18 protein-coding genes, 1 tRNA gene and 1 pseudogene are annotated in these 20,643 nt (G+C 65.7%); 15 read left to right on the forward strand and 5 right to left on the reverse strand.

Annotated elements, in window-relative coordinates:
* Nucleotides 1-48: 48 nt before the first annotated feature.
* From ACIP0B_RS23400 to ispH, 4 genes and pseudogenes are all read left to right on the forward strand, one after another.
* Nucleotides 49-1,587, forward strand: a pseudogene (locus ACIP0B_RS23400) (class I tRNA ligase family protein); the annotation flags it as partial.
* Nucleotides 1,580-2,092 carry a signal peptidase II gene (gene lspA, locus ACIP0B_RS23405; protein ID WP_400836420.1) on the forward strand — a complete coding sequence of 171 codons (513 nt, stop codon included), beginning with the start codon at nucleotides 1,580-1,582 and terminating at the stop codon, nucleotides 2,090-2,092. The pseudogene ACIP0B_RS23400 and the gene lspA, both read left to right, overlap by 8 nt.
* Nucleotides 2,085-2,537 (forward strand): FKBP-type peptidyl-prolyl cis-trans isomerase, encoded by a 453-nt coding sequence (gene fkpB / locus ACIP0B_RS23410; RefSeq protein WP_400836422.1) that lies wholly within the window; start codon nucleotides 2,085-2,087, stop codon nucleotides 2,535-2,537. Before lspA ends, fkpB begins: the two co-directional genes overlap by 8 nt.
* 134 nt (nucleotides 2,538-2,671) lie before the next feature.
* On the forward strand, nucleotides 2,672-3,616 hold the full coding sequence (ispH, locus tag ACIP0B_RS23415; protein ID WP_400836424.1) for a 4-hydroxy-3-methylbut-2-enyl diphosphate reductase: 945 nt from the start codon (nucleotides 2,672-2,674) through the stop codon (nucleotides 3,614-3,616).
* Here the strand turns inward: ispH and ACIP0B_RS23420 are convergent.
* Complete coding sequence (locus ACIP0B_RS23420) at nucleotides 3,573-4,142, reverse strand: GspH/FimT family pseudopilin (RefSeq protein WP_400836452.1); 570 nt, start codon at nucleotides 4,140-4,142, stop codon at nucleotides 3,573-3,575. The genes ispH and ACIP0B_RS23420 overlap by 44 nt on opposite strands.
* Before the next feature lie 140 nt (nucleotides 4,143-4,282).
* Here ACIP0B_RS23420 and ACIP0B_RS23425 point away from each other — a divergent pair, with 140 nt between their 5' ends.
* The 7 genes from ACIP0B_RS23425 to thiO are packed head-to-tail and all read left to right on the forward strand — an operon-like array spanning nucleotide 4,283 to nucleotide 11,054.
* A complete protein-coding gene (locus ACIP0B_RS23425) occupies nucleotides 4,283-4,756 on the forward strand; it encodes a GspH/FimT family pseudopilin (protein ID WP_400836426.1) in 474 nt (157 codons plus the stop codon).
* Complete coding sequence (pilV, locus tag ACIP0B_RS23430; RefSeq protein ID WP_400836428.1) at nucleotides 4,753-5,202, forward strand: type IV pilus modification protein PilV; 450 nt, start codon at nucleotides 4,753-4,755, stop codon at nucleotides 5,200-5,202. Before ACIP0B_RS23425 ends, pilV begins: the two co-directional genes overlap by 4 nt.
* Nucleotides 5,199-5,912 (forward strand): PilW family protein, encoded by a 714-nt coding sequence (locus ACIP0B_RS23435; protein ID WP_400836430.1) that lies wholly within the window; start codon nucleotides 5,199-5,201, stop codon nucleotides 5,910-5,912. Before pilV ends, ACIP0B_RS23435 begins: the two co-directional genes overlap by 4 nt.
* 13 nt (nucleotides 5,913-5,925) lie before the next feature.
* Nucleotides 5,926-6,405: a PilX N-terminal domain-containing pilus assembly protein gene (locus tag ACIP0B_RS23440; protein WP_400836432.1), complete on the forward strand. Its 480-nt coding sequence runs from the start codon at nucleotides 5,926-5,928 to the stop codon at nucleotides 6,403-6,405.
* Nucleotides 6,392-9,481 (forward strand): pilus assembly protein, encoded by a 3,090-nt coding sequence (locus ACIP0B_RS23445; protein WP_400836434.1) that lies wholly within the window; start codon nucleotides 6,392-6,394, stop codon nucleotides 9,479-9,481. The genes ACIP0B_RS23440 and ACIP0B_RS23445 overlap by 14 nt, the downstream gene beginning before the upstream one ends.
* A gap of 14 nt (nucleotides 9,482-9,495) precedes the next feature.
* Complete coding sequence (locus ACIP0B_RS23450; protein ID WP_400836436.1) at nucleotides 9,496-9,897, forward strand: type IV pilin protein; 402 nt, start codon at nucleotides 9,496-9,498, stop codon at nucleotides 9,895-9,897.
* A 56-nt stretch (nucleotides 9,898-9,953) separates the two neighbouring features.
* Nucleotides 9,954-11,054 (forward strand): glycine oxidase ThiO, encoded by a 1,101-nt coding sequence (gene thiO, locus ACIP0B_RS23455; protein ID WP_400836438.1) that lies wholly within the window; start codon nucleotides 9,954-9,956, stop codon nucleotides 11,052-11,054.
* 234 nt (nucleotides 11,055-11,288) lie between these two features.
* Here the strand turns inward: thiO and ACIP0B_RS23460 are convergent, their stop codons facing one another.
* From ACIP0B_RS23460 to ACIP0B_RS23475, 4 genes are all read right to left on the reverse strand, one after another.
* Nucleotides 11,289-12,632: a sigma-54-dependent transcriptional regulator gene (locus ACIP0B_RS23460; RefSeq protein ID WP_400836440.1), complete on the reverse strand. Its 1,344-nt coding sequence runs from the start codon at nucleotides 12,630-12,632 to the stop codon at nucleotides 11,289-11,291.
* Nucleotides 12,629-14,218 (reverse strand): sensor histidine kinase, encoded by a 1,590-nt coding sequence (locus ACIP0B_RS23465; RefSeq protein ID WP_400836442.1) that lies wholly within the window; start codon nucleotides 14,216-14,218, stop codon nucleotides 12,629-12,631. The genes ACIP0B_RS23460 and ACIP0B_RS23465 overlap by 4 nt, the downstream gene beginning before the upstream one ends.
* Nucleotides 14,208-14,441 (reverse strand): PP0621 family protein, encoded by a 234-nt coding sequence (locus ACIP0B_RS23470; protein ID WP_400836444.1) that lies wholly within the window; start codon nucleotides 14,439-14,441, stop codon nucleotides 14,208-14,210. The genes ACIP0B_RS23465 and ACIP0B_RS23470 overlap by 11 nt, the downstream gene beginning before the upstream one ends.
* Before the next feature lie 128 nt (nucleotides 14,442-14,569).
* The gene (locus ACIP0B_RS23475) at nucleotides 14,570-15,577 is read right to left on the reverse strand and encodes an outer membrane protein assembly factor BamD (RefSeq protein WP_400836446.1); all 1,008 of its coding nucleotides are present in this window, start codon (nucleotides 15,575-15,577) and stop codon (nucleotides 14,570-14,572) included.
* 151 nt (nucleotides 15,578-15,728) lie between these two features.
* Between ACIP0B_RS23475 and rluD the strand changes: the two genes are divergently transcribed.
* From rluD to ACIP0B_RS23495, 4 genes are all read left to right on the forward strand, one after another.
* Nucleotides 15,729-16,691 (forward strand): 23S rRNA pseudouridine(1911/1915/1917) synthase RluD, encoded by a 963-nt coding sequence (gene rluD, locus ACIP0B_RS23480; protein WP_400836448.1) that lies wholly within the window; start codon nucleotides 15,729-15,731, stop codon nucleotides 16,689-16,691.
* On the forward strand, nucleotides 16,688-17,425 hold the full coding sequence (pgeF, locus tag ACIP0B_RS23485; protein WP_400836450.1) for a peptidoglycan editing factor PgeF: 738 nt from the start codon (nucleotides 16,688-16,690) through the stop codon (nucleotides 17,423-17,425). Before rluD ends, pgeF begins: the two co-directional genes overlap by 4 nt.
* Nucleotides 17,426-17,645: 220 nt before the next feature.
* Nucleotides 17,646-20,210: an ATP-dependent chaperone ClpB gene (gene clpB / locus ACIP0B_RS23490; protein WP_217890547.1), complete on the forward strand. Its 2,565-nt coding sequence runs from the start codon at nucleotides 17,646-17,648 to the stop codon at nucleotides 20,208-20,210.
* 295 nt (nucleotides 20,211-20,505) lie between these two features.
* A tRNA-Asn gene (locus ACIP0B_RS23495) sits at nucleotides 20,506-20,581 on the forward strand.
* Nucleotides 20,582-20,643 lie beyond the last annotated feature (62 nt).

The following is a 20,643-nucleotide window of genomic DNA, read 5'->3' on the forward strand; positions in this document are numbered from 1 at the left end:
CCTCACAGCGCTTACACACCCGACCTATCAACGTCGTAGTCTTCGACGGCCCTTCGCCAACGCTCGCTCAAGGCCATCGAAGACACCAAGTTCGTGCCGGCCTGGGGCCAGGCGCGCCTGCATTCGATGATCGCCAACCGTCCGGACTGGTGCATCTCCCGTCAGCGCAACTGGGGCGTGCCGATCCCGTTCTTCCTGAACAAGGAAAGCGGCGAACTGCACCCGCGCACCGTCGAGCTGATGGAAGAGGTCGCCAAGCGCGTCGAGTCCGAAGGCATCGACGCCTGGTTCAAGCTGGACGCCGCCGAACTGCTGGGCGATGAAGCGCCGCAGTACGACAAGATCAGCGACACCCTCGACGTCTGGTTCGACTCGGGCACCACCCACTGGCACGTGCTGCGCGGCTCGCACCCGATGGGCCACGAGACCGGCCCGCGCGCCGACCTGTACCTGGAAGGCTCCGACCAGCACCGCGGCTGGTTCCACTCGTCGCTGCTGACCGGCTGCGCCATCGACAACCACGCGCCGTACCGCGAGCTGCTGACCCACGGCTTCACCGTGGACGAGGCCGGCCGCAAGATGTCCAAGTCCCTGGGCAACGTGATCGCGCCGCAGAAGGTCAACGACACCCTGGGCGCCGACATCATGCGCCTGTGGGTGGCTTCGACCGACTACTCCGGCGAAATGGCGGTGTCCGAGCAGATCCTGCAGCGCAGCGCGGACGCCTACCGTCGTATCCGCAACACCGCGCGTTTCCTGCTCTCCAACTTGACCGGATTCAACCCGGCCACCGACCTGCTGCCGGCCGAAGACATGCTGGCGCTGGACCGCTGGGCGGTGGACCGCACGCTGCTGCTGCAGAACGAGCTGAAGGAAAGCTACGGCGAGTACCGTTTCTGGAACGTCTACTCCAAGATCCACAACTTCTGCGTGCAGGAGCTGGGCGGCTTCTACCTCGACATCATCAAGGACCGCCAGTACACCACCGGCGCCGACAGCAAGGCCCGCCGTTCGTGCCAGACCGCGCTGTTCCACATCTCCGAAGCGCTGGTGCGCTGGATCGCGCCGATCCTGGCGTTCACCGCCGACGAGCTGTGGCAGTACCTGCCGGGCGAGCGCAACGAATCGGTGATGCTCAACACCTGGTACGAAGGCCTCACCGAACTGCCGGAAGGCTTCGAGCTGGGCCGTGCCTATTGGGACCGCATCATGGAAGTGAAGGTCGCGGTCAACAAGGAAATGGAGATCCAGCGCGCGGCCAAGGCCGTCGGCGGCAACCTCCAGGCCGAGGTGACCCTGTTCGCCGAGGAGGCCCTGAGCGCCGACCTGGCCAAGCTGAGCAACGAGCTGCGCTTCGTGCTGATCACCTCCACCGCTGCCGTCGCACCGTTCGTGCAGGCGCCGGCGGATGCGGTGGCCACCGAAGTCGGCGGCCTGAAGCTGAAGATCGTCAAGTCGAACCACACCAAGTGCGCCCGTTGCTGGCACTGCCGTGAAGACGTTGGCGTGAACCCGGAGCATCCGGAAATCTGCGGCCGTTGCGTGGACAACATCAGCGGCGCCGGCGAGGTCCGTCACTATGCCTAATGCCGCAGGCCGTTTCGGACGGCTGGGCTGGCTCTGGTTGAGCTTGCTGGTGCTGGTCATCGACCAGGCCAGCAAGTTCTACTTCGAAGGCAAGCTCGAAATGTTTCAGCAGATCGTGGTCATCCCCGACTACTTCAGCTGGACCCTGGCCTACAACACCGGCGCCGCGTTCAGCTTCCTGGCGGACAGCTCCGGCTGGCAGCGCTGGCTGTTCGCCCTGATCGCCATCGTGGTCAGTGCGGTGCTGGTGGTCTGGCTCAAGCGCCTGGGGCGCAACGAAACCTGGCTGGCCATCGCCCTGGCGCTGGTGCTGGGCGGTGCGCTGGGCAACCTGTACGACCGCATCGCCCTGGGCCATGTGATCGACTTCATCCTGGTGCACTGGCAGAACCGCTGGTACTTCCCGGCGTTCAACTTCGCCGACAGCGCCATCACCGTGGGTGCGGTGATGCTGGCACTGGACATGTTCAAATCCAAGAAAACCGAAGAGGCCGTTCATGACTGAACAGGTATCGGCCGTGCAACGCATCGGCCAGAACACCGAAGTCACCTTGCACTTCGCATTGCGCCTGGAGAACGGCGACACCGTCGACAGCACCTTCGACAAGGCCCCGGCGACCTTCAAGGTCGGCGACGGCAACCTGCTGCCGGGCTTCGAGGCCGCGCTGTTCGGCTTCAAGGGCGGCGACAAGCGCACCCTGACCATCGAGCCGGAAAACGCCTTCGGCCAGCAGAACCCGCAGAACGTGCAGGTCATTCCCCGTTCGCAGTTCACGGGCATGGAGCTGTCGCCCGGTCTGCTGGTGATCTTCAACGATGCGGCCAATACTGAATTGCCGGGCGTGGTGAAGGAGTTCGACGACGCGCAGGTGACCGTCGACTTCAACCACCCGCTGGCCGGCAAGACGCTGACCTTTGACGTGGAAATCATTTCCGTCAAGGCGCTCTGAGTCATCGGGCAGTCACCCTGCGGGAGCGGGCAGGCTCGCTCCCGGCGTGTTCTTCCTCATTCGAAGGGGACTTTCCCCTCTGAATGGTTTTTACTGTATTCGCAATTTCTTGCGCGCAAGGCACGAGGCACAGCATGCAAATCAAACTCGCCAACCCCCGTGGCTTCTGCGCCGGCGTGGACCGGGCGATCGAAATCGTCAACCGCGCCCTGGAAGTGTTCGGGCCGCCGATCTATGTGCGCCATGAAGTGGTGCACAACAAGTTCGTGGTCGAAGACTTGCGCAGCCGCGGCGCGATCTTCGTCGAGGAGCTGGATCAGGTGCCGGATGACGTCATCGTGATCTTCAGCGCCCACGGCGTCTCCCAGGCCGTGCGCAGCGAAGCCGCCGGCCGTGGCCTCAAGGTGTTCGACGCCACGTGCCCGCTGGTGACCAAGGTGCACATCGAAGTGGCGAAGTACAGCCGCGACGGGCGCGAATGCATTCTGATCGGCCATGCCGGCCACCCGGAAGTGGAAGGCACCATGGGCCAGTACGACGCCAGCAACGGCGGCGCGATCTACCTCGTCGAGGACGAGCAGGACGTCGCCGAACTGCAGGTGCAAAACCCGGACAGGCTGGCCTTCGTCACCCAGACCACGTTGTCCATGGATGACACCAGCCGCGTCATCGACGCCTTGCGCACCCGGTTTCCGGCCATCGGCGGCCCGCGCAAGGACGACATCTGCTACGCCACGCAGAACCGTCAGGACGCGGTCAAGCAATTGGCCGACGAGTGCGATGTGGTGCTGGTGGTCGGCAGCCCGAACAGCTCCAACTCCAACCGCCTGCGCGAGCTGGCCGAACGGATGGCCACCCCGGCCTACCTGATCGACGGCGCCGAAGACCTGCAGAAGGCCTGGTTCGAAGGCGTCGAGCGCATCGGCATCACCGCCGGCGCCTCCGCCCCGGAAGTGCTGGTGCGCGGCGTGATCCAGCAGTTGCAGGCCTGGGGCGCCACCGGCGCCGACGAGTTGGCCGGGCGTGAGGAGAACATCACGTTCTCGATGCCGAAAGAGCTGCGCGTCCGTTCGATCTGATCCCCTGCGCCTTGCCGCATAGCGCCTGTTCGGCCTTTTCGCCGGCCAGGCGCACGCGGCCGCTCGCCGCCAGCACGATCTGCCACTGGCTGACCGGTTCCCGGGCCGAGCAGATGTGCAGTTTCCCCGCCTGAAACGACCGTCCGGGCATCAGCGGCTGGCCCAGGCCGCTGAACCGCACATAGCGGCTGACCCACCAATTGCCGACGACCGGCACTTTCCCGTCGCTTGCATGCTCGACCAGCAGCGGATTGTCGCTGTCTTCCGGCCCCTTGCCGCTGATGTCCAGAATGATCCGCCAGCCCCGGCCCCAATCGCCGTCGATGCCATGGATCACCACGCTCCGGTTGTGCGTGATGGCCAGCGTGCGGGCGTTGCGGATGCCTTCGAGCAGCGAGCGTGCCGCCTGTTCCTGGCGGCTGGACTCCGTGAGCGCGGCGAACGCCGGGCCGACCAGCGACAGAACAATTGCGCCGATTGCCAGTCCCATGAGCAGTTCGACCAGGCTCATGCCCCGTTGCGGCATTGCAGGTTGCGGCATGAAGGCTCCCTCCGTGGAGCAGGTGTGCGGCGCCTCCCGGCGTCGGACAGGGCAAATCGACCGACGCCGGCCGGCCGGATGTTCTAGCGTGTATCAGGTATAGCCGACGGCAACGGAGGGCACCGATGGATCTTCGTACAAAAGGTTTCACGCTGGTCGAGCTGCTGGTGGCGGTCGCGGTGTTCGTGATCCTGGTCACGATGGCGGTGCCGGCGTTCACCCGGTCGGTGCAGGGCAGCAAGGCCGACACCGAGGTCGGCGATCTGCAGCGGGCCCTCAACTACGCGAGGCTTGAAGCGATCGACCGCGGCGTGACCACCCGGATCCGGCCGACCGCCGGCGGCAGCGTCTGGACCGGCGAGCTGTCGGTCTACGACAGCACCGGCACGCCGGCCAATGTATTGCGGGTTGTTCCAGCGATGAGCAGCGGGGCGACTCTGACGCTAACCTCAGGAGTGAGCGCACTGGATTTCAATAATCTGGGCGGTCTGGCGGCGCCGTCGACGGCGGTGGTCATCAGTTATTCGCTGGGAACGCAAAGCAGGACGCTGAACGTGTGTCTGAACGGACGAATCCAACTGGGTGGAAGCTGCGGATGAGGGCAGGGAGCAAAAGTGCACAGGAGGGCATGACGCTGATCGAGGTACTGGTCGCGTTGCTGATTCTGACGGTCGGGTTGCTGGGGGCGGCGGCGGTTCAGCTCAATGCGCTGAAATACACCGACAGCTCGCGGATGGCCAGCCAGGCCAGTTTCATCGCCTACGACATGATGGACCGGATCCGCGCCAATTCCGCGGCCGACTACACCGTCTCGCCGCCCGCCTCGGGCAACCTGAGCGTGGCCCGGGATCAGGACCTCTACGATTTCACCACCAACATCACCAGTTTCGGCGGGCCGACCGCCACCGGCACCATTACGCTCAACCAGCGGGTGTACACCATCACCATCACCTGGAGCGACGCCCGGGCCGCCAACGCAGCGACCGCCCAGCGCAGCTTCGTGCTGACCAGCCGCGCCGCCGTCGATCCGGTGGCCACGCCATGAACCGCCGCAACCGAGGGTTCGGCCTGATCGAGCTGCTGGTCGCCCTGGCGCTGGGGCTGATCGTGGTGCTGGGCGTGGTGCAGATCTTCATCGCCGCGAAAAACACCTATGCCAGCCAGAACAGCGCCGCCGCCATGCAGGAGGATGCGCGCTTCGTGCTGAGCAAGATGATCCAGGAGATCCGCATGGTCGGGATGTTCGGCTGCCTGGGCACGATCACCGACTCCAGTTCCGCCGGCGATTTCAACGCCAGCCAGGTCACGCCGATCAACTGGGACAACGCCAACCTCAAGCTGACCCTGGTCACCGCCGATGTCGGCGGCAGCGGCGGGACGCCGACCTGGACGGTGGTCTCCGATTGCCGCAACAGCGCCACGGCCTATACCGGCGTGCGGGCCGCAGCGTCCGGGCAGATCGCGTTCCCGATCCGTCGCCTGGTCTACAGCTTCAGCAACAACCAGATACTCATGGGCACCGGCAGCGGTACGCCGACCCAAGCGGCGCTGGTGAACAACGTCAGCGCCTTCAGCGTGATGTTCGGCCTGGCGGCGTCCGCCACGGATGTCGCGGCGTCCACCTACAGCAGCAACCCCAGCGATCCGGCCCGCATCCGCAGCGTGCGCCTGAGCCTGACCCTCACCGACCCGAACAACCGGGTGCGCAACCAAACCTTCAACGTGGTTGCCGCCTTGCGCAACCGGCTGCAGTGAGGGCCGGACGATGATGACGCCTCTGTTTCGTCCCCCGCAGGCGCAGCGCGGCATGGTGCTGCTGGTCAGCCTGGTGTTCCTGCTGCTGTTGACCCTGATCGGGCTGTCGTCGATGCAGAGCGCCAACCTCCAGGAAAAGATGGCCGGCAGCGTGAGCCTGCGCAACCAGTCGTTCCAGACCGCCGAGGCGGCGTTGCGCATCGGCGAAAGCGCGGTGCAACTGGACAGCTATTCGCTGGCGGTGTGCGCCACCACGGCCCAGTGCGCGCCGCCGGCGGAGTCCTCGACGGTCAGCGCGGCGGGGCTCAACGCCACGTCCGGGGTCACCTGGATCGCCGCCGGCAGCGGGTTCTACGGCGTGCAGAACATCGGCACCACCCTGACCGCCGTCAATGTGCCGAGCAACACCTCGGCGACGCTGTACCGGGTCACGGCCGTCGGCATCGCCGGCACTTCGCGCAGCGTGGTGGAGAGTGTCTATGCCAAGTACTGAACCGCGCCGGCCATGGCGCGCGTTGCTGGCGGGCCTGCTGCTCGGCGGGTATCTGGCGGCGCCGGCCTACGCTTTCACGCCGTCCGACTCGCCGCTGCTGAGCGCCGCGGCGGTGCCGCCGAACGTGATGTTGCTGATCGACGATTCGGGGAGCATGAACAGCATCATCTATGCGGCGGGATTCGACCCGACGGTGGACCGCACGCCGGCCCGGCAGTGCAACGCCTTCGCAGGCGTGTGCCTGAGTTCGACGGCGATCACCGGGGACTCGGTGTTCCTGTCGAGCCTGCCCACCTCGGGCTGCTCCGGCGGGGCCTACGCGTTCTACAACAACTCGCTGACGCCCCTGTGCCTGAAGCTGCCGGATCCGGTGGGCAGCGGCAACACGCGCTATTCGGGCGACTACATCTCATACATCGTCGGGCTGGCCAACGGCAGCAACCGCGACTTCACCACGGGCGCGATCCCCAACGACTACCGGATCAACGTCGCGCGCAACGTCTCCACCGCACTGGTCACCAGCAACCGCTCCCTGCGCATCGGCCTGGCGACGTTCAACCCGGCCACCAACAACAACCCCGGCAACGGCGGCTACATCGCCCGTTCGGTCAGCGACCTGTCGCCGGTGTCCGGCAGCGTCACCCAGGCCCAGGCCGACAGCAACTACAACGCCCTGATTTCCTCGATCAGCGGCTTGAGCGCCGTGGCCAACACGCCGCTGGCGGAAACCTATTACGAAATCACCCGTTACATGCGCGGCCTGGCGCCTTACTACAACAACACGCCGAACACCTACACCAGCCCGATCCAGTACCGCTGCCAGAAAAACTACGGGGTGGTGATCACCGACGGCCTGCCGACCTACGACCGCACCTTCCCGAACAACGATCCGCTGGGCGGCAACCGCTTGCCCAACTGGGACGGCGTCAACAACGACGGCGACAACCTCAACGGCGACGGCGAGGGCGATACGCTGTACCTGGACGACATCGCCAAGTTCGCCTTCGACATCGACATGCGCTCGACCGGCACCGACGCGGCGGGCAAGAGCTGGAACGCCACAGACTTCCCCAAACAGAACATGAACACCTACACCGTAGGCTTCACCGCCGCCAACGACATGCTGTCGGACGCCGCCGGCTACGGCCAGGGCAAGTACTACCAGGCCACCGACAGCGCCGGCCTCAACACCGCGCTGTCCGCGGCGTTGAGCGACATCACCTCCAAGGCCGGTTCCGGCGGCAGCGGCGTGACCAGCGGCAACACCCTGGCCAGCGGCACCAGCTACTTCCAGACCAGCTACGACCCCAAGGACTGGCGCGGCACCATCAAGTCCTTCGGGTTCACCTCGACCGGCGCCGTGAACACGTCGACGGTGCTGTGGAGCACCGACACAGCCATCGTCCCCAGCGCCACGGCACCGACCTACCAGTCGTGGAACACCACGACCAACGCCGCCGTCACCCTGGCCTTCGGCAACTTCTCGACCGCCCAACAGGCCGTGCTGGGCCAGGGCCTGCCCACCGGCATCAGCGGCAGCGATCTGGTGGAATGGAGCAAGGGCACCAACAAGGCCGGCCTGAAGGTGCGCAGCGTACTGTTGGGCGACATCATCAACTCGCCGCTGGCGCTGGCGTCGCCCTCGGAGAAAACCGCGTCCGACCTTTCGGGCGACACCTCCTACAGCACATACCTGACCACCAAGGCGGCGAACATGAACGCCAGCCTCGTGGTGAACGGCAACGACGGGTTCGTCAGCGTCATCAACTCGGCCAACGGCACCCGGCGCTACGCCTACATGCCGTCCAGCGTGCTGCCGTCGCTGCGGCTGATCGCCGATCCGACCTACATCAACGGCGTCGGCCACAAGTTTCTGGTGGACGGCCAGGTCGGCGTGTACGACGCGCAGTTCGGCACGGCGTGGAAAACCCTGGCCATCGGCGGCACCGGCGCCGGCGGCAAGACCTTCTACGGGCTGCAGCTGTACGACGCCTCGGCGGGCAACGTGATCAAGGGGCTGTGGGAAGTCAGCGCGCCGGCCACCGCCAGCGCGTCGAATGCGTTCAACGACCTGGGCTACGCCTATGCCCGTGCGGAGGTGGCGCGCCTGGCCGACGGCCGCTGGGCGGCGTTCATCGCCAACGGCTACGGCAGCAACTCCGGGGTGGCGGCGCTGTATGTGCTGGATGTGCGCGACGGCTCGCTGATCCGCAAGATCGTGATCGACGCCACCGAGACCACCAACGGTTTGTCGTCGGTCAAGCTCAAGGTCAACTCGCAGAACGTGGTGCAGGCCGCCTACGGCGGCGACCTGAAGGGGCGCCTGTGGAAGTTCGACCTGAGCGCCGCCTCCAGCGACAGCTGGGGCGTGGCGTTTTCCGGCAAGCCGCTGTTCACCACGGCGGGCGGGGCGACCCAGCCGATCACCGCGCAGCCGTTGTTGGCGGACAACTCGCTGGGCGGCAAGCAGGTCTTCGTCGGCACCGGCAAGTTCAACGAGACCGCCGACAAGACCAACAAGGACCTGCAGGCGTTCTATTCGGTGTGGGACGCCGACGGCGGGTCGGGACAACTGACGGTGAGCAGCCTGCAGGCCCAATCCATCACCGGGGTGTTCTCAGGCAGTTCAGGTCAGTTCGTCACCACCTCCCAGAACGACACGACGTATCCGGCGGAGAAAGGCTGGTATTTGCCGCTGGTGTACAACAACGTGCTGACCGGCGAACGGGTGATCAACCAGGCCAGCCTGGTGCTGGGGCGGATCGTGTTCACCACCGCCAGCGTCGACACCACCGACCCCTGTTCCAGCTTCGGGACGGGCAAACTCATCGAACTCGAGGCGTTCAGCGGTAAGATGCTCAACTACGCGGTGCTCGACACCAACGCCGACGGCGTGGTCGACACCAACGACACGATCTCCAGCGGCGTGGTGTTCAGCGGCGGCATTCCGACCCTGAACGCCATCGTCAACGGGGCGAGCCGCAAGGTCGTGAACGATTCCAGTGGCACCATCACCACGCTGGTGGAAAAATCCGGCGGCGGCAGCCGCCGCATCATGTGGCGGCAAATACAGTGAGCGAGAACCGAGGCATGCGCAGATCCAACCGAGGCTTCACCCTGATCGAAATCATGATCGTGATCGCGATCATCGGTATCGTCATCACCATCGGCTATCCGAGCCTCACCGAGTACGTGAAGAAGGGGCGCCGTGGCGAAGTGGTGTCGCTGATGTCGGAGCAGGCGCAGATCCTCGAACGGTTTTACTCGAAGAACAACGTCTACACCAACGTCACCGGCCTGAGCGCCGGCAACGACTTCTACACCCTCACGCCGACGATCACCGACCAGACCTTCCTGCTGACGGCGACGCGCAAGGCCGGCACGGCGATGGCCACCGACAAGTGCGGGGACTTCACCCTCACCAACACCGGCGTGAGAAGCATGAACAACGCGACCACCGGGCTGACCACCAAGGATTGCTGGGGCCGCTGAGCCGCTTTATCGGGGCGCCCTTTGCGCCCGCTGTCTTTTTAACGGTTGGATCTAAGATGACCAGGCAACAGCAAGTGGTGATTGTCGGTGGCGGGGTGATTGGCCTGCTCACCGCGTACAACCTCGCCTCCGAGGTGGGCAGCGTGGTGCTGCTGGACCGTTCGGACCTGGGGCGGGAATCCTCCTGGGCCGGCGGCGGCATCGTTTCCCCGCTTTATCCTTGGCGCTACAGCCCGGCGGTGACCGCCCTGGCGCATTGGTCGCAGGATTTTTATCCACAGCTGGGCGAGCGCCTGTTCGCCGCCACCGGCGTCGACCCTGAAGTGCACACCACCGGCCTGTACTGGCTGGATCTGGACGACGAGGCCGAGGCGCTGGCCTGGGCCGAACGGGAAGGGCGTCCGCTGCGGCCTGTGGATATCTCGGCGGCCCATGACGCGGTGCCGGCGCTGGGCGGCGGGTTCTCCCGGGCCGTCTACATGGAGGACGTGGCCAACGTGCGCAACCCGCGCCTGGTCAAATCGCTGAAGGCGGCGTTGCAGGCATTGCCGAACGTCAGCGTCCGCGAGCAGTGCGAAGTCGGCGGTTTCGTCCGCGAAGGGGGCCGGGTGGTCGGCGTAGAGACGCCTGCGGGCGTGATCCGGGGCGATCAGGTGGTGCTGACTGCCGGCGCCTGGAGCGGTGAGCTGCTCAAGACCCTGGGCCTGACGCTGCCGGTGGAGCCGGTCAAAGGCCAGATGATCCTCTACAAGTGCGCGGCGGATTTCCTGCCGAGCATGGTGCTGGCCAAGGGGCGCTATGCGATTCCGCGCCGCGACGGGCACATTCTGATCGGCAGCACGCTGGAGCATGAAGGGTTCGACAAGACGCCGACCGACGTGGCCTTGGCCAGCCTGAAGGCCTCGGCGGTGGAGTTGCTGCCGGCGCTGGCCGACGCCGAGGTGGTGGGGCATTGGGCCGGCCTGCGGCCGGGCTCGCCGGAAGGCGTTCCCTACATCGGCGCCGTGCCGGGCTTTGACGGGCTGTGGCTCAACTGCGGGCATTACCGCAACGGGCTGGTTCTGGCGCCGGCCTCGTGCCAACTGTTCGCCGATGTGATGCTGGGGCGGGCGCCGATCATCGATCCGGCGCCGTATGCGCCGCAGGGGCGGATCTAGCCGGAGCGGGCTGCGCCTGTCAGGCCGCCATCGTCGGATCGCCGCCCGGAGCAAGCCCGCACCGACAGGTTCCATGAACGACCGGGATAAGTGTCTTGGCTTTGCCCTGCGGAGCCCTCACTGACGCCATCGCCAGCAGGCTGGCTCCCACAGAGCACTTGGGTGAATGCAGAATCTGCGTCCACCGCAAAGCCATGTGGGGGCTGCCCCGGGCGGCGATCCGACGAAGGGGCCTCAGTCCAGGCCCAGCTTCTTGAGGCGGTAGCGCATCGAGCGGAACGACAGGTTCAGGCGCTGCGCCGCCGCCGTGCGGTTCCAGCGGGTTTCCTCAAGCGCCTGCAGGATCAGCTTGCGTTCGACGTTTTCCAGGTAGTCCTCCAGGTTGTCGATCTGCGTCAGGTCGGCGATGCCGCCCTCGGCCGCGCAGTTGCCTTCGCTCAGGCGCAGGTCGTCGGCTTCGATCATGCGGTTTTCGCACAGGGTGTACGCCCGTTCGAGGACGTTCTCCAGCTCCCGCACGTTGCCCGGGAAGCGGTAGTTCTTCAGGGCCTCGAGCGCTTGCGGATGCAGGCGCGCCGCCGGTTGGCCGGTGCTGCTGGCCAGGCGCTTGAGCATCTGGCCGGCCAGCGCTTCGATGTCGTCGCGCCGCTCGCGCAGGGACGGCACCCGCAGTTCGATCACGTTCAGCCGGTAATACAGGTCCTGGCGGAAACGCCCGGCGGCGACCTCGGCGTCCAGGTCCTTGTGCGTGGCGCAGAGGATGCGCACATCGACCACGGTTTCCTGCTGGCCGCCGACGCTGCGCACGGCCTTTTCCTGGATCGCCCGCAGCAGCTTGACCTGCATCGACAGCGGCAGGTCCGCCACCTCGTCGAGAAACAGCGTGCCGCCGTGGGCCGCCTGGAACAGGCCGGGCTTGTCTTCGACCGCGCCGCTGAAACTGCCTTTGCGATGGCCGAAGAACTCGCTTTCCATCAGTTCCGACGGAATCGCTCCGCAGTTGACCGGAACGAAGGGCTGGCCGGCCCGAGGTCCCTGTTCGTGGATCAGGCGCGCCACCAGCTCCTTGCCGCTGCCGGACTCGCCGCTGATGTACACCGGCGCCTGGCTGCGGGCGAGCTTGTCGATCTGCCGGCGCAGGTTGCGCATGGGCGGCGAGTCGCCCAGCAACCGCCGTTCGATCGATGTGACGCCGCCTGCCGCCGGCACGCGCAGGGCGCTGGCGACCAGTTCGCGCAGGCGCGCAAGGTCCACCGGTTTGGTGAGGAAGTCGAAGGCCCCGGCCTTCAGGGCGTTGATCGCGGTTTCCAGGCTGCCGTAGGCGGTGATCATCGCCACCGGCAGCTGTGGATAACGTTGCTGCAGGTGCTGCACCAGATCAAGCCCGGTGCCGTCGGGCAGGCGCATGTCCGTCAGGCACAGGTCGAAGGCCTCGCGGTGCAGCAGCGCCCGGGCTTCGCCCAGGCTGCGGGCGCTGAAGGTGTCGAGTTTCATCCGTCCCAGGGTGATTTCCAGGAGTTCGCGGATATCCGGTTCGTCGTCGACGATCAGGACTTTTTGCCGTGGGCTCGTAGTCAACTTTGTTTCCGTCCGTGAGCAAAGGTGATGCGAAAGCAGCCGCCGCCTTGGCGTGGTTTGAAGTCTAGGCGCGCTTGATTGCTTTCGCACAGCTCACGGGACAGATAGAGCCCAAGGCCGGTGCCCTGGCTGCTGGTGGTGAAGAACGGTTCGAACAGGTGCGCCTGCTGGTCGGGCGCCACGCCCGGGCCGTTGTCCTGCACGTGCAGCACGGCCTGGCGGGTTTCGGGGTCGAGGGACAGTTCCAGCCAGACTTCGGCCTGCTCGTGCAGCGCGCCGCTGTGGCGCCAGCCGTTGCGCACCAGGTTGTCGAGGACCTGGGTCAGCTGGTCGGGATCCATCAGGGTGCGGAAGTCGCCGGCGCCGATGTGCAAGTGCAGTGACTGACGGGCGGTCACCTGCTCGCGGGCCTCGGCGGCGAAGCGCTCCAGCCAGGGCTTGAGATCCAGCCGTTGCGGCGCGCTCTGCTGGCGGCGGGACAGTTGCAGGACGTTTTCGATGACTCGGTTCATGCGCTGGGAGTGGTCTTGGATGATCTGCGTCAGACGCCGGTCCGCGCCGTCGAGTTCCTCGGACTCCTGCAGCAACTGCGCCGCATGGCTGATGGCGCCCAGCGGATTGCGGATTTCGTGGGCGATGCCGGCGGTCAGGCGCCCGAGCGCGGCCAGCTTCAACTGCTGGGCCTGCTGGGCGATCTGCGCGAGGTCTTCGAGAAACACCAGGGTCTGGCGCTCCGGGCTCTGTTCGAGGGCGATGAAGCTCGGCTGCAGCGCCGGGCCGGAACCCGGCATCTTCAGGCTCTGGGGGCGCAGGCTGGGATTGCTCAGCCACAGTTGCAGGCGTTCGACCAGCATCGGCGCGCAGTCGTCGATCAGGCGCCCTTCAAGTGACGGGTGGTTCAGCAGGGCCTTGGCGCTGTGGTTGGCCAACTGCACCCGGCGCTGCCCGTCGAGCACGAGAATGCCGGTGCGCATGCGTTGCAGGATCAGGGCGTTGAGCGCTTCGAGACCGACGACTTCGCTGGCGCGCTGTTCGGCCAGGTGCTCACTGACCTCCAGGCGCCGCATCAGCCCTTGCACCAGCATCGAGGCCGCGAAGCACAGGGCGCCGAGGGTGCCGGCCTGCAGGTAGTCGTTGGGGCTCAGGGGATGGCTGAGGCTCAGCAGGAAGCTCAGGGCCACGATGCCGAGGGCGCCGACGGCGGCGATCAGCAGGCCGATGCGCCGGCGCAGCAGGGTATTGCTGATGGCCACCGAGACGATCAGCAGGTTGCCCAGGGTGCTGGCCACGCCGCCGGCGGCGTAGAACAGGCCGCAGAGCAGCAGGACGTCGGTCAGCGCCAGGCCGAACAGCTGCGCCGGGCGGCGGATGTTTTCCAGGAACACCACCAGCAGGATGTTCAGCACCAGGTACAGCCAGCTGCCGCTGCGCAGCAGTTCGTCGTCGGCCGACGTCAGCAGGCGGTTGTCCATGTTGCTGGAAATCAGCAGCACCAGGGTGATGCCGACGCTCAGGCGATACAGGTGATAGAGGCGCAGCAGGCGCTGGGCCTGCTTGCCGGAGGCATTGGCGGCCTCAGCGACCACTGGATCCGGGGCCTTGCTCCAGGTGCGCCTGGCTGCAATACCATTGTTGTTCGAGGCTCAGTGCGCGGTCGCGGGGCAGGTGCACGCCGCAATGGGCGCAGCGCACCATCGGCGCGGCATCCTGCTCGCGTGGGGACGGGGTGGAGGAGGCGGGGGCCTTGAACTTGCGCCAGAGCCAGACGGCGGCGGCGATCAGGGCGATCCAGAACAGTAATCGAAGCATGATGGGCGGCTTTTCGGCTAATGATCCGGCAGTTTAGCCAAGGAGCCCGCCGGGCGCACAGCCCCGTGAAACGCGGCAACGAAAAAGGGAGATCCGAAGATCTCCCTTTCTTGTGCGGCCGGTGCGGCTCAGTCGAACAGACCGAAGGTCATGTAGCTGAAGATCGAGCGGTCGGACTCGGATTCCGGCTCTTCGATCACGTTGCCGTTTTCGTCCTTCGGCTTGAGCTCGTTCGGGATCGCGTCCTTCGCGTCCTGGAACTGCTTCTGCACGTCCTGGTTGGCGCGGGTCTCTCCCGGCGGCAGCGGCGGACGGGACTCGATCAGGCCGAGGGTGGCCTTGCTCAGCCACGAACGGTTGTCGGCTTCGGCCACCGACGGCACGAACTGACCGTCCACCAGGCTCGGGTGGTTCGGGTAGTTGAGCTTCAGGGTCTCGAGGCTGGAGGCCGCCAGCTCATCCAGGTGCAGGCGCTGGTAGGCTTCGGTCATCACCGCCAGGCCGTCGCCGACCGACGGGGTTTCCTGGAAGTTTTCCACCACGTAGCGGCCGCGGTTGGCGGCGGCGACGTAGGCCTGACGGGTCAGGTAGTAGTCGGCCACGTGGATCTCGTAGGCCGCCAGCAGGTTGCGCAGGTAGATCATGCGCTGCTTGGCGTCCGGCGCGTAGCGGCTGTTCGGGTAGCGGCTGGTCAGCTGGGCGAACTCGTTGTAGGAGTCGCGGGCGGCGCCCGGGTCACGCTTGGTCATGTCCAGCGGCAGGAAGCGCGCCAGCAGGCCGACGTCCTGGTCGAACGAGGTCAGGCCCTTGAGGTAGTAGGCGTAGTCGACGTTCGGGTGCTGCGGATGCAGGCGGATGAAGCGCTCGGCGGCGGACTTGGCGGCTTCCGGCTCGGCGTTCTTGTAGTTGGCATAGATGAGTTCAAGCTGTGCCTGATCGGCGTAGCGACCGAACGGATAGCGCGACTCCAGGGCCTTCAGCTTGGCGGTGGCGCTGGTGTAGCTGCTGTTGTCCAGGTCGTTCTGGGCCTGCTGGTACAGCTCGGCTTCGCTCAGGTTTTCGTCTACGACTTCCTTCGATGAGCAAGCGGCGGTCAATGCGAGGATGGCGATCAGCAGCAGGTGTTTCACTTGCATGGCGGCTTGCGTCCCTATGACGGCCGCTGTCTTGGGCGGGACCGTCCTGTTATGATGAGCGCCCCGTTGAAAAGCCTCGGGGCAAAAGAAGCCGTATTTAACCACAAGCGCGCAGCCGAAACCAAAGGCTGTGCCGACGCCCAGTCCGAGCATGTCCGATAAAATTGAACTTCGCGCAGAGGTGCCGTCCGAACTGGGCGGCCAACGCCTCGATCAAGTCGCCGCCCAACTCTTCGCCGAGCACTCGCGCTCGCGCCTTTCCGCCTGGATCAAAGACGGTCGCCTGACCGTGGACGGGGCGGTCATCCGTCCGCGCGACATCGTTCATGGCGGCGCGGTGCTGGAACTGACCGCCGAACAGGAAGCCCAGGGCGAGTGGGTGGCCCAGGACATCGAACTGGACATCGTCTACGAAGACGACGACATCCTGGTGATCAACAAGCCGGCGGGCCTGGTGGTGCACCCGGCCGCCGGCCACGCCGACGGCACGCTGCTCAACGCCCTGCTGCACCACGTGCCGGACATCGTCAACGTCCCGCGCGCCGGCATCGTGCACCGCCTGGACAAGGACACCACCGGCCTGATGGTGGTGGCCAAGACCATCCAGGCGCAGACCAAGCTGGTCGCCCAACTGCAGAGCCGCACCGTCAGCCGCATCTATGAATGCATCGTGATCGGCGTGGTGACCGCCGGCGGCAAGATCAACGCGCCGATCGGCCGCCACGGCCAGCAGCGCCAGCGCATGGCGGTGATGGAAGGCGGCAAGCCGGCCGTCAGCCACTACCGCGTGCTGGAGCGCTTCCGTTCCCACACCCACGTGCGGGTGAAGCTGGAGACCGGACGCACCCACCAGATCCGCGTGCACATGGCGCACATCAATTTCCCGCTGGTCGGCGACCCGGCCTACGGCGGCCGCTTCCGCATTCCGCCGGCCGCGAGCCAGACCATGGTCGAGTCCCTCAAGCATTTCCCGCGGCAGGCCCTGCATGCGCGGTTCCTTGAGCTGGAGCACCCGACCACCGGCGAGCGCATGAGCTGGGAATCGCCGCTGCCGGAAGACTTCGTCTGGCTGCTGACCCTGCTCAAGCAGGACCGCGAGGCGTTCGTCGGATGAACTGGCTGACGCCGGACTGGCCCGCGCCGGCCAGCGTCAAGGCCTGTGTCACCACCCGCGAGGGCGGTGTCAGCGAGGCGCCGTTCGACACGCTCAACCTGGGCGATCACGTCGATGACCGCCCGCAGGACGTCGCCGAGAACCGTCGGCGCCTCACCGACCGCTTTTCGATCAGGCCCGCCTGGCTGCAGCAGGTCCACGGCATCGCCGTGGCCCACGCCGACCCTGCCGTGGTGGCGACCGCCGACGCCAGTTGGACCGCCACGCCGGGCATCGCCTGCGCCGCGATGACGGCCGATTGCCTGCCGGCCCTGTTCTGCGACCGCGCGGGCACCCGCGTCGCCGCCGCCCATGCCGGGTGGCGCGGCCTGGCCGCCGGCGTGCTGGAAGCCACCCTCGACACCCTGGGCACCGCGCCTGAAGAGGTGTTGGTGTGGCTCGGTCCGGCCATCGGCCCGCAGGCCTTCGAAGTGGGCCCGGAAGTGCGGGAAGTCTTCGTCGATCAGTTGCCCGCCGCGGCGGCCGCTTTTGTCCCGAGCCAAAACGCCGGCAAGTTCATGGCCGACATCTATCTGCTGGCGCGCCTGCGCCTGGCCGAGCGGGGTGTCACGGCGGTGTACGGCGGCGGTTTCTGCACCGTCAGCGATCCGCGCTTCTTTTCTTATCGCCGCGCATCGCGCACCGGCCGCTTCGCCTCGTTGGTGTGGCTGGAGGCGTCCGGCGCCGCCGACTGACGGCGCCGGTTTCCGTCACGCCGCGTCGCACGACGCCGGCAACCGACCGCCAAACGGAAACGCGCCGGCCAGGCCGGGCACCCGCTAAGCTTGTCTGACCTGCATCAACCCCCTGACGCTTGAATCTTCCAGAATCGACCGCATCTATAGCGGTATCTGGCAGGTTTCTTCATTCAGGATGGTTTCCTAGATCCGACCTGCTCAAAAGGAAGGTGACCCCATGCGTATAGACCGTTTAACCAGCAAACTTCAGTTGGCCCTGTCCGATGCCCAATCCCTGGCCGTCGGCCTCGACCATCCGGGCATCGAGCCTGCGCACCTGATGCAGGCCATGCTCGAACAGCAGGGCGGCTCGATCAAGCCCCTGCTGATGCAGGTGGGCTTCGACGTCAACAGCCTGCGCAAAGAGCTGACCAAAGAGCTCGACCAACTGCCGAAAATCCAGAACCCGACCGGCGACGTCAACATGTCGCAGGACCTGGCGCGCCTGCTCAACCAGGCCGACCGCCTGGCCCAGCAGAAGGGCGACCAGTTCATCTCCAGCGAACTGGTGCTGCTCGCCGCCATGGACGAGAACAGCAAGCTGGGCAAGCTGCTGCTCGGCCAGGGCGTGAGCAAGAAGGCCCTGGAAAACGCGATCAACAACCTGCGCGGCGGCGAGGCGGTCAACGACGCCAACCACGAGGAGTCGCGCCAGGCCCTGGACAAGTACACCATCGACCTGACCAAGCGCGCCGAGGACGGCAAGCTTGACCCGGTGATCGGCCGTGACGACGAGATCCGCCGCACCATCCAGGTCCTGCAGCGCCGCACCAAGAACAACCCGGTGCTGATCGGCGAGCCTGGCGTGGGCAAGACCGCCATCGCCGAAGGCCTGGCCCAGCGGATCATCAACGGCGAAGTGCCGGACGGCCTGCGCGGCAAGCGTCTGCTGTCGCTGGACATGGGCGCGCTGATCGCCGGCGCCAAGTACCGCGGCGAATTCGAGGAGCGCCTCAAGGCGCTGCTCAACGAACTGTCCAAGCAGGAAGGGCAGATCATTCTGTTCATCGACGAACTGCACACCATGGTCGGCGCCGGCAAGGGCGAGGGCTCGATGGATGCCGGCAACATGCTCAAGCCGGCCCTGGCCCGCGGCGAGCTGCACTGCGTGGGCGCCACGACGCTCAACGAGTACCGCCAGTACATCGAGAAGGACGCGGCCCTTGAGCGGCGCTTCCAGAAGGTGCTGGTGGACGAGCCGAGCGAAGAGGACACCATCGCGATCCTGCGTGGCCTGAAGGAGCGCTACGAAGTGCACCACAAGGTGGCGATCACCGACGGCGCGATCATCGCGGCGGCGAAGCTCAGCCATCGCTACATCACCGACCGGCAACTGCCGGACAAGGCCATCGACCTGATCGACGAGGCCGCCAGCCGCATCCGCATGGAGATCGACTCCAAGCCGGAAGTGCTGGATCGCCTGGAGCGCCGCCTGATTCAGCTGAAGGTCGAATCCCAGGCGCTGAAGAAGGAAAGCGACGACGCGGCGAAGAAACGCCTGGAGAAGCTCCAGGAAGAAATCGACCGGCACGAGCGCGAGTATTCGGACCTGGAAGAGATCTGGAACTCGGAAAAGGCCGAGGTTCAGGGCTCGGCGCAGATTCAGCAGAAGATCGAACAGTCCCGCCAGGAACTGGAAGCGGCGCGGCGCAAGGGTGACCTCAACCGCATGGCCGAGCTGCAGTACGGGGTGATCCCGGACCTGGAGCGCAGCCTGCAGATGGTCGACCAGCACGGCAAGAGCGAGAACCAGCTGCTGCGCAGCAAGGTGACCGAAGAGGAAATCGCCGAGGTCGTGTCGAAGTGGACCGGCATCCCGGTGTCGAAAATGCTCGAAGGCGAGCGCGACAAGCTGATGAAGATGGAAAGCCTGCTGCATCAGCGCGTGATCGGCCAGGACGAGGCGGTGGTGGCGGTGGCCAACGCCGTGCGGCGTTCCCGCGCCGGGTTGGCGGATCCGAACCGGCCGAGCGGCTCGTTCATGTTCCTCGGCCCGACCGGGGTCGGCAAGACCGAGCTGTGCAAGGCGCTGGCCGAGTTCCTCTTCGACACCGAAGAGGCGATGGTGCGGATCGACATGTCCGAGTTCATGGAGAAGCATTCCGTGGCCCGGCTGATCGGTGCGCCGCCAGGCTACGTGGGCTACGAAGAAGGCGGTTACCTGACCGAAGCGGTGCGGCGCAAGCCGTACTCGGTGATCCTCCTGGACGAAGTCGAGAAGGCCCACCCGGACGTGTTCAACATCTTGCTGCAAGTGCTGGAGGACGGGCGCCTGACCGACAGCCACGGGCGCACGGTGGATTTTCGCAACACGGTGATCGTGATGACCTCCAACCTCGGCTCGATGCAGATCCAGGAGTTGGTGGGCGACCGCGAGGCCCAGCGTGCGGCGGTGATGGACGCGATTTCCACCCACTTCCGGCCGGAGTTCATCAACCGGGTCGACGAAGTGGTGATCTTCGAACCGTTGGCGCGGGATCAGATTGCCGGCATCACCGAGATCCAGCTGGGCCGCCTGCGCAGCCGTCTGGCCGAGCGCGAGCTGAAACTGGAGCTGAGCCCGGAGGCGATGGACAAGCTGATTGCCGTCGGCTACGACCCGGTCTATGGCGCACGTCCGCTGAAACGGGCGATCCAGCGCTGGATCGAGAACCCGCTGGCGCAGTTGATCCTGTCCGGACGCTTCATGCCGGGCGAAACGGCGACGGGCGTGGTGGAGAACGACGAGATCGCGTTCAGCTGACGCTCGGCGCCAAAAAAGAAGGCCTCGCCCACCGCGAGGCCTTTTTTTTCGCCAGGCTGTTGAACTCAAAGGAAAAGGCTTGTAAAGTGCGCCCCGCAGTCAGTCACCCGCAGGGCTTCAGCTCACTGAGTTGAAAACCGAAATAAGTTGCAAATCATTAACTTGAAAGCAATTTAGGGGGTTGACAGAGGTGTTCTAGGTTGTAGAATAGCGCGCCTCAGACACACGAACGCAGCGATGCGAACGGGTGGCGGAGGTGAGGCAAGCCTCACTGTTGTAACTTGAAATATGTAGTTCCGTGATAGCTCAGTCGGTAGAGCAAATGACTGTTAATCATTGGGTCCCAGGTTCGAGTCCTGGTCACGGAGCCAATTTCAAACCGGGGTATAGCGCAGTCCGGTAGCGCGCCTGCTTTGGGAGCAGGATGTCAGGA

This window comes from Pseudomonas sp. NPDC089534 (assembly GCF_044749305.1).
Lineage (GTDB): Bacteria > Pseudomonadota > Gammaproteobacteria > Pseudomonadales > Pseudomonadaceae > Aquipseudomonas > Aquipseudomonas ekonensis.